The following is a 15,495-nucleotide window of genomic DNA, read 5'->3' as shown; positions in this document are numbered from 1 at the left end:
TTAGCGCTTCGAGAACTGGAACGAACGACGGGCTTTTGCCTTGCCGTACTTTTTCCGTTCAACAACGCGGCTGTCGCGGGTCAGGAAGCCGGCCGACTTCAGCGCACCGCGCAGCTCGGGCTCAGCCAACTGCAGGGCGATCGAAATGCCGTGCTTCACAGCACCGGCCTGGCCCGAAAGGCCGCCGCCGGTAACGGTCGCGATTACGTCATACTGGTTCGCGCGGTTCGTCACCTGGAACGGCTGATCAACGATCAGACGCAGGGTCGGACGGGCGAAGTAGACTTCCTGGTCGCGGCCGTTGACGGTGACTTTACCGTTACCCGGCTTGATCCATACGCGGGCAACAGCGTCTTTACGCTTGCCGGTGGCGTAGGAACGGCCCTGGGCGTCAACAACGCGCTTGCGCTCGACAGCACCTTCGACAACAGCTGCGTCGCCGGTGATTTCCTTCAGATCCTGAAGCGTGGCTTTTTGTTCGGCCATGGCGCTTACCTCTTGTTCTTGGGATTCATCGCGCCGACGTCGAGCACTGTCGGCTCTTGTCCGGCATGCGGATGCTCGGCACCGGCATAGACGCGCAGGTTACGCATCTGCTGACGGCCAAGCGGGCCACGGGGAATCATGCGCTCGACAGCTTTCTCGATCACGCGCTCCGGGAAACGACCCTCGAGGATCTCGCCAGCGGTCTGGCCTTTGATCCCGCCGGGGTGACCGGTGTGATAATAGTAAACTTTGTCGGAGAGCTTCTTGCCGGTGAGCTTCACCTTCTCGGCATTGATCACGATGACATTGTCACCGCAATCCATGTGCGGGGTGTAGGTCGGCTTGTTCTTGCCACGGAGAACGACGGCGATGGCTTGTGCCAGGCGGCCGAGGACGACGCCTTCGGCATCAACCACAACCCACTTCTTTTCGATCTCCGAAGGTTTTGCGGAATAGGTTTTCATCGCAATGGACCTCGGTTCCGGATATCCGGGTTATACTTTGGGTGCCCGAAGACACCCGGTTTCGATATGGAGGCGCAATATAGGCGGAAACGGGCGGCTGTCAACGACGATTTATCGGACGTCGCGTTTTTTAATTCAATAAATTCAAATACTTAAAATTATGGTATTTAAATACCCCACATTTTTGAGGCCTTTTCAGCGCTTGCAGCGGACGAAAAGGCCTCCTATTCTGCCGGACGGGGATATTTCGCACCAGCCGGTGCAGTAAAAAGAAGGGAGTTAGCCGATGACGGCAAACCAGCAGATTCGCCTGAAAAGCCGCCCGACCGGGTGGGTAACGCCCGACAATTTCGAGCTCGTGAAGGCTGACATGCCGGCACCCGGCCCTGGCCAGATGCTTGTCAAAACGCTTTATCTCTCGGTCGACCCCTATATGCGCGGCCGCATGAATGACGCCAAAAGCTATGCCGATCCGTGGAAACTGGGTGAAGCCTGTGTTGGCGGCATTGTGGTACGTGTTGAGGAATCGAACGGCGGCAAGTTTCCGGCAGGCACCTATCTGGCCGGCATGGGCGGATGGACGAACTATCAGGTTACGGATGGCACGGGCTTCAATCCGGTCGACCCCAAGCTTGCGCCCCTTTCCTACTATCTCGGCATCCTTGGCATGCCGGGTATGACAGCATGGGTTGGTCTCAAGGGCATTGGCGCATTGAAGGAAGGCGAGAATGTCTATGTGTCGGCGGCGTCTGGCGCTGTCGGTCAGGTCGTCGGCCAGATTGCCAAAAACATGGGCTGCCATGTGGCCGGTTCGGCCGGCGACGACGCCAAGGTTGCCTATCTGAAGGACGAGCTCGGCTTCGATGCTGCCTTCAACTACAAGACCGAGAAGAACCTTTTCTCCGCCGTGAAGGCCGCCAACCCCAAGGGCATCGATGTCTATTTCGAGAATGTCGGCGGGCCGATGCTCGAAGCCGCCATCAACATGATGAACTTCCATGGCCGCATCGCGCTGTGCGGCATGATTGCCGACTATAATCTGACGGTCGATGAAATGCCGGCAGGCCCGCGCAACCTCGTGCTGCTCGTGGGTCGCAGCATCAAGATGCAGGGCTTCATCGTGGTCAATTACCCGGATCTCTGCCGGGAATGGATCGGTGTCGGCGCCAAATGGCTGCAGGAAGGCAAGCTCAAATACCGTGAAAGCGTGGTCGAGGGCCTCGAGAATGCACCGACTGCCTTCATAGACATGCTGAAGGGCCGGAACTTCGGCAAACAGATCGTCAAGGTAGCTGACGAATGATCTGGCGGCGGCTCCTTCTTTCCGCCGCCCTCCTGATCGCGGCGGTCCTCGCCTTCCTTTACTGGCCGGGGCTGCCGCTTGCCCTTGACACACCGCCGGAGCTGCACCTTTCGGTCGCCGAAAGTTTTGGGCCAGAGGCAGGCGCGACCGCCAATGTGGTCGGCATCGAGCCTTTCATGGAAACGCTTGATTATGCCACGCCCGAGCGGTTCGAAGCCAAACTGCGCGGCTATCTTGATGCTGCCCGCTCTCGGGGCTGGCTCAGCGCCAACACGATCGTCATGTTCCCCGAACATGTCGGCACATGGCTCGTTGCCGCCAACCAGAAGCCGAGGGCGCTGCGGGCGGGCTCCACCGCCAGCGCGATGATCCCGATCATCGCCTGGAACTTGCCGTCTTTCCTCAAGAACTATTATCTTTTCCATGACGCCGACCGCGCCGCCGCTGCCGTGTTCCGCAGCCGCGCTGAAGATGTAGCCACCATGACCGGCGATATTTTCGGGCGCCTCGCACACGACTATGGCGTCCATATCGTTGCCGGCTCCACGCTTTTGATGACAGCCGGCATCTATGACGGTGACGCACTCTCATACGGCCACGGCCCCCTTTACAACGCGTCCTTCATGTTCGGGCCGGACGGACGACCTGTGGAAGACGCTGTGCGCAAGGTTCACCCGATCCCGAGCGAAACCGGTTTCACCACCAAGGGCCGGCCCGATCTGTTACCGGTTTTCAAGGCAGCAGGCCGCACGGTCGGTGTGCTTGTCTGCGCCGACAGCTGGTTTGAAGACACGACAAAGGTTTTGGCCGATCAAGGCGCCGATCTGTTGCTTGTGCCCTCGTTCCTCACTGGCCCATGGGACGCGCCGTGGGGCGGTTATGTCAATGATACCCCGGAAAGTGACGCATGGCGTGGCGATATCGGCCGCATCAGCGAAGGCGAGGCATGGCAGAAATATGCCCTGCCGGCGCAGGCCGCCGCCCACAATATCCGCTGGGGGATGAATGTGTTCCTGAAAGGCAATATCTGGGAACTGAAGGGCGATGGGCATGCGCTCGTTGTCGCGGATGGTGTCCTGCACACTGGTACAGCCGGTGCAGACACCGGCGCGATCTATAATCTCTGGCTGCCCTGAAAGGCGCTTCAGAAGCTGACCGCAACCGGTGCCGTCTGCGTGCGCACCCATTTCAGATATTCGGCGTGCCCACCCGTCACATCAAGGGTGACGATGCAAGGGATATCATAGGTGTGCAGTTCTTTCGCGCGGGCAACAGCGGCCTCGGCGCGTGACTTGACCGTCTTCATGAACACGGTGACTTCGCGGTCCAGCCGGATCACATCGTCCCAGCGATAGATCGAACGCGTACCGCTGGAGAGATTGGCGCAGGCGATCAGGCGCTCATTGACGAGCGTGGTGGCGATATGGATGGCCACATCCTCGCTTTCGGTCGTCATATAGATCTGGACGATATCTTCATCCGGCATCCCTTGCCCCCTTTCGCATCACATGCATCAGATTGAGAAACGCGGCGAGCACGACAACCCCGCCGCCCTGGTGCGCAGCACCCAGATGCACGGGCACCTCGGCAAGCAGCATCACGATACCCAGCACAATCTGGGCGAAAACAGTGAGGAGGACCAGAACACCGGCTTGCCGCACCAGCCCACCCTGCCCCCAGGCCTTCACCCCGATGACAAGCGCGAGTGCCGCAAGGACATAGGCGCCGATCCGGTGATCGAACTGCACTGTTACGGCGTTATCAAGGAAATTGCGCCAAACAGGTTCCATATCCAGCAGCACGTCGGGCACGAAACTATCACCCATCAGCGGCCAGGTATTGAAGATATAGCCAGCCTTCAGCCCGGCGACGAGCGCCCCCATCACGATCTGCAGCACCAATATGGTCATGCTGACATGGGTGAGGATTTTCAGCCCCTTCGGCGCTTCCTGCCAGCTCGTTCGCAGCAATGAAAGCCCGGTCCAGAACAATAGCGCGAACAACAGAAGCGCAAGGCTCAGGTGTGCTGTCAGCCGGTAATGGCTGACGGATGGCTCGTCGACGAGCCCCGACATGACCATGTACCAGCCCATCGTCCCTTGCGCGCCGCCCAGCAGGAACAGGACAACAAGCCGCGGCTTCAAGCCCTCCGGGATTTGCTTTCGCATCCAGAACCAGACAAGCGGTAGGAAATAGGCAAGGCCGATGAAACGCCCGATATTGCGGTGCAGCCATTCCCAGAAATAGATGTCCTTGAAATCCTCAAGGCTCATGCCGGCGTTCTTCAGCTTGTATTCTGGGCTCGCCTGATACAGCTGGAACTCGGCTTGCCATGCCTCATCCGTCAACGGTGGCAAGGCGCCGGTCACCGGCTCCCACCGCACGATGGAAAGGCCGGACTCGGTCAGGCGCGTGATCCCGCCCACCACAACCATGATGAAAACGATGGCGGCAACGGCCATTAGCCAGATGCCGACGGTGCGGGAATTCTGATCAGCAACACTTTGGTTCATGAAGGTTTGCTACCGGCAATTCGCACGGCGGGCAAGCGCAATCGACCGTTATGCCGGTCACTTTTGAATACAATCTTTGCTGGTGTTTGGATTGACACAACCAGAAGACGCGTCCATAATTCCAACGCCTTATGGGAAGATAAGGTATATGGGACAAAGCTTATGCTGACCATTCTTGACCGCCTGGGCGACCAGGAGTCACTCGACAAGATCATCGATCTTTTCTACCAGAAGCAACTGGAAGACCCGGTCACCCGGCCCTTCTTCACGAACGCCAAGCTGCCACGCATCCAGCAGATGCAGCGTAGCCTGCTGACCATGCTTTTCTGCGGCCAGACCACGGGTGTGGCCTTCTATCTGCAAGAATCGCACGCCCACCTTGTGCGGGACCACGGGCTAAAACACGAGCATTTCGCCCATACGATGACGAACCTCGAGGCCGCGCTCAAGGAATGCGGCCACACGCCCGCGCTTGTGGCTGAAATCATGATGCTCGCCTGGAATCTCGAAGATGCGATCCTCGGCAACCGCAAGATCAGGTCAATGCAGGGCACCCTTGTCGACGCGCTGCGGCTTCAACAGGAAGCGCTCGGCGAGGCCGACACTGTAGTAAAGGCCAACCCCGAGGGCGATAAGCCAGAAAAGGCCGACGAATAGCCGCTCGACCTGCAGCCGGTTGCCAGCCTCGAGTATCCGCCAGGCGAGCCCGGCGGCCTCGCCCGAGCCTGCTACGAACTCGGCCACCACGGCCCCGATCAGCGCGAGGCCACTGCCGACCCGAAGCCCCGCAAAAAGATACGGCAGCGCCGTCGGCACCACCAGGCGGCTGAAGCGCTGCCAGGGCGTGGCTTTGTAGAGGCGAAACAGATCGGCAAGCGCCGGGTCCACAGCCTTCAGGCCGCTTGTCAGCGTTGCAAGGATCGGAAAGAAGGCGGCAAGCCACGCGATGATGACGAGCGCCCGTTCGACATTATCGATCCCGACCCATATGAGAATGAGCGGCGCCACAGCCACAATCGGCGTCACCTGCAGGATCACGGCGATAGGGCTGAGGGCTGCCTCGATGGTCCCTGAAAGCGAGAACAGAAAGGCAAGCACAAGCCCGGTGAGCAACGCTGCGGCGAGCGCCAGAAGCGTGATCTTCAGCGTGAAGGCGGCGGAGCTTGCGAACTCGGGAATACTGCCCACCAGTTCGGCCCCGATGGCGGACGGCGCCGGCAGGATGAATTTGGATACACCGGTCAGCGCAACACCCGCTTCCCACGCGATGATGGCAAGAAGGAGCGACAGGACCGGAGCAAGGATGCGCGTCTTCATGCCACAGCCTCCTCGAGCCAGCCCTGCATGGCGCTGACGGCGGCGGCGAGTTCGGGGGCGGCCCGACGCTCCTTGGAGGGAAGTGCGGGATCAATCCCCGGCACCACCTGCCCCAGAAGCCGCCCCTTGCCCATCACAAGGATGCGGTCTGCCAGATAGGCAGCCTCATACAGGCTGTGGGTCACAAACAGGCTTGCGAACTTACGCGATACTTTAAGATTTCGAATCAGATCATTGAGATGAAAGCGAATTATCTCATCAAGGGCAGCGAAGGGTTCGTCGAATAGAAGGATTTCCGGTGCCGTCACCAAGGCGCGGGCGATAGACACCCGCATCGCCTGCCCACCCGAAAGGCTGGCCGGATAACGACCCCCGAGCTCGCCAATTCCGGCGGCGTCAAGGCAGGCTTGCACCGCCGCATCGTTCGACTTTCCCGCAAGTTCCAGCGGCAGGGCGACATTCGCCCGGACCTTTTCCCACGGCAGCAAGGCCGGTGACTGGAACACGAAGCCGGTTTCAGAGCCCGCGCCCCGCGTGACACTGCCTGCTGATGGCTTTTCGAGCCCGGCAACAAGCCGCAAGAGCGTGGACTTGCCGCATCCCGATGGCCCGACCAGCGCCACCATTTCACCCGCCGCTACATTCAGGCTCACCCCGTCCAGCACCGGTGCCTCGTTCCCGTACCCGAAGCGGACGTTATCGACATTGATCATGGCCGAGTGAAATCCAGCCGGTAAACGCTTGCGGGATCAAGACCCTTCGGCAGGATGCCAAGTTCGCTCATTTCCCTATAGAACTGCGCCCAGCGCTCAGCCGTCATGGTGCCGACGATATCCCCCTCGCCCACGATGCCGCGCTCGTGCATGGCTTTCACGGCATATGCCAGGAGTTCCGGTGTCATTTCGCGGTTATCCTTCAGGATCAGCGCATTGCCGGCAGCCGGATCACCGTGGATATAGTCCTGCCACCCCCTGATACTGGCCTGCACGAAGGCGCGCATGGCGGCTTCATGGTCTTTCAGATAGTCGTCCCGCACCATTACCATGGCCGCATAGCCGGGGTAGCCCGCATCGGCGAACAGGAAGACTTTCGGCTCTATCCCGGCAATCGTGGCGCTATAGGGCTCGGACGACAGATAGCCTTCCTGCACGCTGCCCGGATTGGCGAGCCACGGCCCAAGCGAATAACCATATTTGCGGATCTGCTTGTCCTCGAACGCAAAGCGCGCCTTTAGCCACGGCCAGAAGGTGGAAATCGCACTATCGGAAATGAAGATGGGCCGTCCTTTGAGGTCGGCGATCTCTGCGGCCGGCACGTCGGGATGCACCATCAGGACCTGCGGATCCTTCTGGAAGGACGCCATCAGCACCTTCACCGGTACACCGGCTGCTGCAAGATTATAGGGCTGGAAGCCGTTCGAGGCCATCACGACATCCAGCGCACCGGCCGCCATCAGGCGCGGCAGATCAACCTGCGGGCCGCCGGGGCGGATCGTCACATCAAGGCCGGCGTCGCGGTAATAGCCTTTGGCAAGCGCCTGATAGAAGCCGCCATGCTCGGCCTGCGCTTTCCAATCAGTCGCGAAGGTGATGGCGGTGCGCGCCTCGCCAGCCAGCGCCGGCAAGGTGATGAAGCTGAATATCAGTGCTGCAACAAGGGCTTTCATGCCGCCACTATAGGCGAACCCGCAGCGGCGTCAATTCACAGGGCCTACTTGTTCTTGCGGCGGCGGCCTTCGTAAGGATTGGCGCTGCCCTTCATGATGAAACGAAGCGGCACGCCCGGCAGGTCGAAATCGCGGCGCAGTTCGTTTTCAAGATAACGGACATAGCTATCCGGCACATCGTCCGGCAGGTTGCAGAAGATCGCGAAGGTCGGCGGCCGGGTCTTGATCTGGGCGCCATACCGCATCTTGATGCGGCGGCCATTCACCGAAGGTGCCGGGTGCTTTTCAAGCTTTTCATGGAGCCAGCGGTTGAAGGCGGCCGTGGGCACACGCGCGTTCCAAGTTTCATAGACTTCTTCGACCGCCGGCATCAGGCGCTGCAGGCCCTTGCCGGTCAGCGCCGACAGGGTCACCGTCTTCACGCCCTTGATCTGCGGCAGGCTGCGGGTCAGTGCGTCCTCGAAGGCGCGTTGCACTTCAAGCCGGTTCTCGACCGCGTCCCATTTGTTGAGGACGATCAGGAGCGCCCTGCCTTCTTCAACCACGCGCTCGGCAATTTTCAGGTCCTGCTTTTCAACGCCTAGCTCCGCGTCCAGAAGCAACACAACGACTTCGGCAAACTGGATGGCGCGCATCGTATCGGCCACCGACAGTTTTTCGAGCTTTTCGCTGATCTTGGCCTGTTTGCGCAAGCCGGCCGTATCATAGATACGGACAGGCAGCCCGTCCCATTCCCAGTCGACCCCGATCGAATCGCGCGTCAGGCCAGCCTCAGGACCCGTGATCATGCGGTCTTCGCCGATCAGTTCGTTGATCAGGGTCGATTTCCCGGCATTCGGACGCCCGACGATGGCAAGGCGCAGGGGTTTTACTTCCTCTTCCTCGTCTTCCGGGTCCTCGAACTCGTAATTCAAATCGCCTTCTTCGGGGCCAGTGTTGGCTTCCCGCGCGCGGCGCTCGGCTTCCTCGTCGATCTCTTCCTCGGCGTAGGGGTCGATGCCGATTTCCTGAAGCTTGTCGACAATCGCCTGATACAGATCACCAAGGCCTTCGCCGTGCTCGGCCGAAAGCGCGATGGGATCGCCCATACCCAGCGCATAGGCTTCATACACACCCTGCTGGATGAATTTGCCTTCGCATTTATTGGCGGCAAGGATGATCGGCGTTTTCGAGCGGCGCAGCAGCTTCGCGAAATGCTCGTCCATGGTGGTGAGGCCGACGCGGGCGTCATACAGGAGGACCGCGATGTCGGCTTCCTCGATCGCCGCTTCGGTCTGCTTGCGCATCCGGTCGGAAAGCGAGCCCGGATCGCCTTCTTCAAGGCCCGCCGTGTCGATCAGGCGAAACTCGAGGTCGGCAATGCGACCTTCCGCCATGCGGCGGTCGCGCGTCACGCCCGGCGTATCGTCAACAATGGCAAGGCGCTTTCCAGCCAAGCGGTTGAAAAGCGTCGATTTGCCGACATTGGGGCGGCCCACAATGGCAAGGGTAAAGGTCATCTGTTTTTATCCAGGATGGCCGGGGCCACCGCTCCTCAGCGGTAGGCCACCAGCTTTCCGTCATTGGTGATCACAATATAGGTGCCATCCACCACGATCGCATCGGTGGTGACGCCAGCCGGCAGTTCGGTGGCACTCAGCACCTCGCCCGTATAGGGCGAAACGCTGACAAGATAGCCATGGCTTGATGCCACCAGCAGGCGGTCACCGGCCAGCACCGGGCCATTCCAGCTGATCAGGCCCTTGCGCTTTTCCTGATTGGTGAAGCGCTGCAACTGGGCCACCCAGCGCACACGGCCATCGCCGAGGGCGATACAGGCCACCTGCCCGTCGATGGTGGTCATATAGGCAAAGTTGCCGGCAATCCAGGGCATGGAAACGGATGCAATATCGGTTTCCCACGAACGTTCGCCCGAACGCATATCAATGGCAACCATCGTGCCTGCGTGGCTGACCGCATAGACCTTGCCGCGATCGATCACCGGATGGGCATCAACATCAGCAAGGGTAGCAAGCGGGGTAAGGCGCTGCGATGCTGTGAGGGCGTCCTGCCACACGATACGGCCGTTGCCGGCCCGCATGGCCATCAGCTCGCCCGACGACAGCGCCGCCACGACCGTCTGGCCATCAGACGCCGGGGTCGCGGCACCAAGCATACCTGCGCTTTCAGCAATGCCGACCTGATCCCAAACCAGCGAGCCATCGTCGATATTCAAGGCAACGATGCGGTTGTCATGGGTCACGGCGATCACGCGACCTGCCGTTACGGTCGGCGCACCGCGGAAGGGCACACTGGCATCAAACCGCCAGCGCTCTGCACCCGTGCTCGCATCAAGCGCCACCACAAAACCATAGCCGGACGTCGCATAGACGACGCCGCCCGCATAGGTAACACCGCCACCGAATCCCACATCGCTGCGTTCTTCGCTACGGATTTCAGCCGTCCAAAGCGGCGAACCGTCCGACAGAGAAACAGCGGCTACATCGCCACGGGAATCAACCGCAAAAACCTTGCCTTCTGCAGAAACCGGCGAAGCGACCATACGCTCATAGTCCTGATTGCCGCGCCCGAAGGACCGGGACCATGCCCGCGAGAGCGTCTCGCCGATTTCCAGATGCTGGGCAAGGTGCGCTTCGTTCCCGCCAGGCTGCGCCCAGTTGAGGTTACGATAGGCCGGCGGCAGGGTCACGGTGATGCCGGAAAGTGCTTCGTCGGCATCCAGGAGCTGGGTCGAGGTCAGGACGGATACCCGTTCCCGGCCTTCATCGTCATATTTATTCTTGGGCTTCTTGTCGCCGCCGCCCGAGCAGGCCGCAACGAGCGACGCAGCAGCCGCAATCATGATGATCCGACCGAAGAGGCTCGAAGTACGTGTCATTGAGCCTCTCCTTCGGTGGCAGCTTCATCGCTGGCGGCCGGGGCTGTTTCTTCCTCCGCCGGGGCAGCGGCTGCCTTGCGGGCATCGATCATTTGGTTGAATTCGGTCGCACGGCTGCGGATCGACTGCGGCGTTTCGCTATCGTTTGCAAGCGACGAGAAGCGCGAGGAAGCACTGTCGAGGTCACCGGCACGCAGATCGAGAAGGGCGAGCTGCTCCTGCGCCGAATGGCTCCAGGGATGTTCATGGCCTACAAGGCCCGAAAGACGAGCGCGGGCGCCATCCAGATCACCCTTGTGGGAGATCTGCACCATGGCCGCCAGCAGCGACGACAGCTCCTTCATGCTGATGTCAGCATCGGACGCTTCAACCGCTGCATAGGCTTCAAGGGCTGCGTCCACCTTGCCTTCGGAAAGGGCGACGCCCGCTGCGCGCAGGCCGGCAAGCGCCTCATAGCCACCCTCAAGCTTCGGCATGACGTCCTGCCATACCGCGAGCGGGCTGCCGCCATCCTGCAGGGCTTTGTCGGCCGCCTTCGAAGCTTCGCCGAACACGGTCGACTGCGCCTCTTCCTGGCTGTGCACATAGGCGCGCCAGCCTTCCCGTCCGGCAACGAGCAGCACGATCAGCACGGCACCGGCAATGACATACTTGCCGTAAGCCTTCCACAGCGCATTCATCCGCGCCCGGCGCAGCTCCTCATCGACTTCCTGAAAGACGAGATCGGGATTCTGGTCCGACACACCTAACTCCCCAGTGTTTGGGCCGCCAGAGCCCCGGCGGCGGGATAATATCTTTGTTATGACAGGGCTCGAGGCCCCTCAATCGGCGGCTACCATAGCCAAAGCCGCCGAAGGAAGCAAACGCGAAGACACCAGCCGATTGTGGTGTTTTTTCGGCAGGCTTTTCATCGCACCAAGGGCCCTTTTCACCGCAGGCAGGATTCCCCTGCCCCGTCTATTGTGCTAGCCCCCGACAGGGGACTTGAAAAAGGAGGAAGCAACCCATGCGCCTTGCACTCGCCGCCATCACAAGCCTTGTTCTTCTGGCCGGCCCTGCTACCAGCATTGCCGCCGCAGAACCCATGTTCAGCGGCCATATCCAGCAGCTTCGGATCTACGAGATCCCGGAAGAGAATCGCGCCGCCTTCAACGACCGGTTCCGCGATCACGCGGCGCGGATCATGAAACGCTACGGCTTCAACATCCGCGCTATTTGGGAATCCCGTTCGCCAGAAGGCAAGCTCCAGTTCGTTTACCTGCTGGACTGGCAGGACGAGATGGCCATGAAGGTCGCCTGGACGCGCTTCATGGCCGATACCGAATGGAAAGCCATCAAGCGCGAAACCGGCGCCCGGCATGGCACATTCGTTAATGGTATCACCGATATGACGCTGGCACCCGTGCCCTATTCGCCGGCCCTTGCCAAATAGGCAAGGTCAGGCGTTGGCGCCACGCATCTTGTAGGTATGCTCTTCGCCCGGGAAGGTGCGGTTGCGCACCTCGCCCGCATAAGCCTCGATGGCGCCTTCGATGGCGTTACCGATTTCGGCGAAACGCTTCACGAACTTCGGATTGATGGCGAAAAGACCCATCATGTCTTCGGTCACCAGAATCTGGCCGTCGCAGGCGTTCGATGCCCCAATCCCGATCACCGGCACCGGCACTTCATCGGTGATCTTGCGCGCCAGGGGCTCCGCCACGCCTTCAAGCACAACGGCGAAGGCGCCGGCCTCGGCAATCGCCTTGCCGTCATCGATGATCGGCTTCCATTCATCGACCGTGCGGCCACGCGCACCATAGCCACCGTTCGTATGAACTGCCTGCGGCATCAGGCCGACATGGCCGAGTACTGGAATCCCGCGATTGACAAGGAAGCGCACAGTTTCGGCCATTTCCACACCACCTTCGAGCTTCACGGCAGCCGCCCCCGTTTCCGAAAGGATGCGGGCGGCATTCCGGAAGGCCTGTTCCTTCGATTCCTCATAGGTGCCGAAAGGCATGTCGACCACGACCATGGCACGCTTGGCGCCGCGCGTGACGGCACGGCCATGACGGATCATGTCCTCGATCGTGACGCTGAGGGTCGATTCCATGCCGTAAAGCACCATGCCCACGCTGTCGCCAACCAGAAGAAGATCGCAATGCTTGTCGAGCCGCGCCGCCATGGGCGTGACATAGGCGGTCAGGCACACGATGGGCGTGCCACCCTTGCGGGCCATGATTTCCTTCGCCGTCAGGGCGCGCGCCGGGCGCGCATCCACATGCAGGTCTTGCGGGGTCGTCGACATGATCGTTCCCTTTCACTTCCGGACCTTGCGGCAGCGCCGCATATTCTACCATGACTGTAGGCCGTTCACACACGGATGCGGGGCCGCAATCACTGTTTGCCGGTAATTTGTCGCATTTTGTGCAGTGCAATTAAAGTGCAATTTGGAAGCAGGCGAGCGAAGCCACCCTGCCCTGCGGGCCTATTGCTGGCGGAGCATTCTCGACAGCGAAAGGAACTTTTCACCCTTCTCCGGCACAATCCAGCGGTTCCGGGAGAAGCTCATGAACGCCTCGGTACAGCCCTTGACGATCCGGTCGTGCAATTCGGCTATCACCGCCGGAATCTGCTCCAGCGCCTCCGCCTCGTTTTCGAAGAGATCCTTTTCGGCTCCTTCGATATCGAGCTTCAAGATGCCGATAATGCCGGGATCAACGCCAAGGTCGCATATCCGAAAGCTCGGAACCGTGGCAATAAGAGAAATATTCTCGTCGTTTTCGTCTTCGGGGATGTCAACCACGGAATAGCCCCAGGCACCTGTGCCGCGATCCTTCAGGGCGAGCGGCGTATCGGAACTTGCAGCCAACACCCCCTCTACAACGCTGATATTCTTGTAAGGCGCGATGTTACGACGCAGCAAGGACAGGTTTTCAGGTGATGGCTCAATGGTTATCACCCGGGCATTGGGGTACATTTCCGCGAAGGCCATCGCAGCTGTTCCAATATAGCCGCCAGCATCCACGATTGTGCCGTCATAGTCCCGCGGGAAAAGGCGCGCGAGCATTGCAAACTCGCCACTGAGACAACTCATGGCTACCTGCAGATCCGGCGTTCCCTTCCGCACGACAATCGGCCGACCGAGGGCCGTCAGCCGGACCTCCGCACCATCGCGCGCAAACTTGTAGCGCAGATAGCCCTTCAGGCTGATCCGGCCGACGAGAACAGCGCGCGCATAAGTCCGCCAAAGGAAACGCCTGAGCTTGTGTTTGTCGTGCATGGCAGGTCAGCCGTCCAGTCGTTCGCTTATCACTCCCACTCGATGGTTCCGGGCGGTTTCGAGGTGATGTCGTACACGATCCGGTTCACGCCGCGCACTTCATTGATGATGCGGGTGGCCACGCGGCCGAGGAAATCGTGCGGGTACGGATAATAGTCAGCGGTCATGCCGTCGGTGGAGGTCACCGCCCTGAGCGCACAGACATAGTCATAGGTCCGCGCGTCGCCCATCACGCCCACGGTTTTCACCGGCAGGAGCACGGCGAAAGCCTGCCAGATGGCGTCATAAAGCCCGGCATTGCGGATTTCCTCAAGATATACAGCATCCGCCTTGCGGAGGATGTCGCATTTCTCGCGGGTGATTTCGCCGGGGATGCGGATCGCGAGGCCCGGTCCCGGGAAGGGATGGCGACCGACGAAGCTATCCGGCAGGCCAAGCTCGCGGCCAAGGGCGCGGACTTCGTCCTTGAACAATTCACGCAGGGGCTCCACGAGTTTCAGGTCCATCCGCTCCGGCAGGCCGCCCACATTGTGGTGCGATTTGATCGTCACCGAAGGACCACCGATGAAGGAAACGGATTCGATCACATCTGGGTAAAGTGTGCCCTGCGCCAGGAATTTGGCACCGCCGACCTTCTTGGCTTCTTCCTCGAACACGTCGATGAAAAGCTTGCCGATGGTCTTGCGCTTCACTTCAGGGTCGGTGACACCGGCGAGTTCGCCAAGGAACAGGTCGCTTGCATCCTTGTGGATAAGGTTGATGTGATAATGCTCGCGGAACAGGCTCACCACCTGCTCGGCTTCGCCAAGGCGCATCAGGCCGTGGTCGACGAACACACAGGTCAGCTGGTCGCCGATGGCTTCATGCAGCAGCACGGCCACAACCGAGCTGTCGACGCCGCCCGAAAGGCCACAGATGACCTTGGCGTCGCCCACCTGCTCGCGGATTTCGCGGATCTTGGTTTCGCGGAAGCTTGCCATCGTCCAGTCGCCCTTAAGGCCGCAAATGCCTTTAACGAAATTCTGGATAAGGGCCGCCCCGTGTGGGGTATGGGCCACTTCCGGATGGAACTGAACGGCATAGAAACGACGGGATTCATCCGCAACAGCCGCGAAAGGCGCGCCTTCGCTGGTTGCCACGACAGAGAAGCCTTCCGGCAGGCGGTCCACATGGTCGCCGTGGCTCATCCAGACCTGCTCGCGGTCACCAACCTTCCAGACGCCATCGAACAGCGCGCAACCGGCTTTCACATCGACGAAGGCACGGCCGAATTCCTGGTGGTCGGACGCGGTGACGCTGCCACCAAGCTGGGCCACCATTGTCTGCTGGCCGTAGCATATGCCAAGTACCGGCAGGCCCATGGTCCACAGGCGTTCGGGCGCGCGGGGTGTGTCATGGTGGGTCACACTTGCAGGTCCACCCGAGAGGATCACGCCGGCAGCGCCGAAGGTGTCCAGCACCTCATCCGCCTTGTTGAAGGGGACGATCTCGCAGTAAACGCCGGCCTCGCGAACGCGCCGGGCGATCAGCTGGGTCACCTGGGACCCGAAATCGAGGATGAGAATCTTGTCGTTCATAGGTTCGGTTCCCTGTGTTCCTGTCT

Annotated in this window: 17 protein-coding genes; 4 read left to right on the top strand and 13 right to left on the bottom strand. The window is 60.5% G+C overall.

Going from position 1 to position 15,495, the window contains the following annotated elements:
• Window positions 1-486 (bottom strand): 30S ribosomal protein S9, encoded by a 486-nt coding sequence (gene rpsI / locus OU694_RS05000; protein ID WP_308909883.1) that lies wholly within the window; start codon window positions 484-486, stop codon window positions 1-3.
• A gap of 5 nt (window positions 487-491) precedes the next feature.
• Window positions 492-950 (bottom strand): 50S ribosomal protein L13, encoded by a 459-nt coding sequence (gene rplM, locus OU694_RS04995; RefSeq protein WP_308909882.1) that lies wholly within the window; start codon window positions 948-950, stop codon window positions 492-494.
• A 286-nt stretch (window positions 951-1,236) separates the two neighbouring features.
• On the opposite strand from rplM, the gene OU694_RS04990 reads away from it, so the two are divergent.
• On the top strand, window positions 1,237-2,253 hold the full coding sequence (locus tag OU694_RS04990) for an NADP-dependent oxidoreductase (protein WP_308909881.1): 1,017 nt from the start codon (window positions 1,237-1,239) through the stop codon (window positions 2,251-2,253).
• Window positions 2,250-3,389 (top strand): nitrilase-related carbon-nitrogen hydrolase, encoded by a 1,140-nt coding sequence (locus tag OU694_RS04985; protein WP_308909880.1) that lies wholly within the window; start codon window positions 2,250-2,252, stop codon window positions 3,387-3,389. Before OU694_RS04990 ends, OU694_RS04985 begins: the two co-directional genes overlap by 4 nt.
• An 8-nt stretch (window positions 3,390-3,397) precedes the next feature.
• Here the strand turns inward: OU694_RS04985 and cutA are convergent, their stop codons facing one another.
• Both cutA and OU694_RS04975 read right to left on the bottom strand, forming a co-directional pair.
• Window positions 3,398-3,739, bottom strand: coding sequence for a divalent-cation tolerance protein CutA (gene cutA / locus OU694_RS04980; protein ID WP_308909879.1), 342 nt, complete (start codon window positions 3,737-3,739; stop codon window positions 3,398-3,400).
• Window positions 3,729-4,766: a COX15/CtaA family protein gene (locus tag OU694_RS04975; protein WP_308909877.1), complete on the bottom strand. Its 1,038-nt coding sequence runs from the start codon at window positions 4,764-4,766 to the stop codon at window positions 3,729-3,731. Before OU694_RS04975 ends, cutA begins: the two co-directional genes overlap by 11 nt.
• A gap of 162 nt (window positions 4,767-4,928) precedes the next feature.
• Here OU694_RS04975 and OU694_RS04970 point away from each other — a divergent pair, with 162 nt between their 5' ends.
• Window positions 4,929-5,423 carry a group I truncated hemoglobin gene (locus tag OU694_RS04970; protein WP_308909876.1) on the top strand — a complete coding sequence of 165 codons (495 nt, stop codon included), beginning with the start codon at window positions 4,929-4,931 and terminating at the stop codon, window positions 5,421-5,423.
• Here OU694_RS04970 and OU694_RS04965 read toward each other — a convergent pair.
• Genes OU694_RS04965 through OU694_RS04940 form a run of 6 tightly spaced genes read right to left on the bottom strand, consistent with a single transcriptional unit; the run spans window position 5,307 to window position 11,370 of the window.
• Entirely contained in the window at window positions 5,307-6,083 is a 777-nt protein-coding gene (locus tag OU694_RS04965; RefSeq protein ID WP_308909874.1) for an ABC transporter permease, read from the bottom strand. The genes OU694_RS04970 and OU694_RS04965 overlap by 117 nt on opposite strands.
• Window positions 6,080-6,796 (bottom strand): ABC transporter ATP-binding protein, encoded by a 717-nt coding sequence (locus OU694_RS04960; RefSeq protein ID WP_308909873.1) that lies wholly within the window; start codon window positions 6,794-6,796, stop codon window positions 6,080-6,082. Before OU694_RS04960 ends, OU694_RS04965 begins: the two co-directional genes overlap by 4 nt.
• Window positions 6,793-7,749, bottom strand: coding sequence for an ABC transporter substrate-binding protein (locus OU694_RS04955; RefSeq protein WP_308909872.1), 957 nt, complete (start codon window positions 7,747-7,749; stop codon window positions 6,793-6,795). The genes OU694_RS04960 and OU694_RS04955 overlap by 4 nt, the downstream gene beginning before the upstream one ends.
• A gap of 44 nt (window positions 7,750-7,793) precedes the next feature.
• Window positions 7,794-9,248, bottom strand: coding sequence for a ribosome biogenesis GTPase Der (gene der, locus OU694_RS04950; protein WP_308909871.1), 1,455 nt, complete (start codon window positions 9,246-9,248; stop codon window positions 7,794-7,796).
• Window positions 9,249-9,283: 35 nt separating this feature from the next.
• Entirely contained in the window at window positions 9,284-10,627 is a 1,344-nt protein-coding gene (locus OU694_RS04945; RefSeq protein ID WP_308909870.1) for a PQQ-like beta-propeller repeat protein, read from the bottom strand.
• Complete coding sequence (locus tag OU694_RS04940) at window positions 10,624-11,370, bottom strand: tetratricopeptide repeat protein (protein ID WP_308909869.1); 747 nt, start codon at window positions 11,368-11,370, stop codon at window positions 10,624-10,626. Before OU694_RS04940 ends, OU694_RS04945 begins: the two co-directional genes overlap by 4 nt.
• Window positions 11,371-11,633: 263 nt before the next feature.
• Between OU694_RS04940 and OU694_RS04935 the strand changes: the two genes are divergently transcribed.
• A complete protein-coding gene (locus OU694_RS04935; protein ID WP_308909868.1) occupies window positions 11,634-12,059 on the top strand; it encodes an NIPSNAP family protein in 426 nt (141 codons plus the stop codon).
• A gap of 6 nt (window positions 12,060-12,065) precedes the next feature.
• Here the strand turns inward: OU694_RS04935 and panB are convergent, their stop codons facing one another.
• The 3 genes from panB to guaA form a co-directional block, all read right to left on the bottom strand.
• The gene (gene panB / locus OU694_RS04930; protein WP_308909867.1) at window positions 12,066-12,917 is read right to left on the bottom strand and encodes a 3-methyl-2-oxobutanoate hydroxymethyltransferase; all 852 of its coding nucleotides are present in this window, start codon (window positions 12,915-12,917) and stop codon (window positions 12,066-12,068) included.
• Window positions 12,918-13,097: 180 nt separating this feature from the next.
• Window positions 13,098-13,892, bottom strand: coding sequence for an FkbM family methyltransferase (locus tag OU694_RS04925; protein WP_308909865.1), 795 nt, complete (start codon window positions 13,890-13,892; stop codon window positions 13,098-13,100).
• Between the two features lie 29 nt (window positions 13,893-13,921).
• Window positions 13,922-15,469, bottom strand: coding sequence for a glutamine-hydrolyzing GMP synthase (gene guaA / locus OU694_RS04920; RefSeq protein ID WP_308909864.1), 1,548 nt, complete (start codon window positions 15,467-15,469; stop codon window positions 13,922-13,924).
• Window positions 15,470-15,495 lie beyond the last annotated feature (26 nt).

The organism is Pseudokordiimonas caeni, from assembly GCF_026719705.1.
Taxonomy (GTDB): domain Bacteria; phylum Pseudomonadota; class Alphaproteobacteria; order Sphingomonadales; family Kordiimonadaceae; genus Gimibacter; species Gimibacter caeni.
The sequence above is the reverse complement of the archived record's forward strand: the minus strand, read 5'-3'. Positions and strand labels throughout refer to the sequence as shown.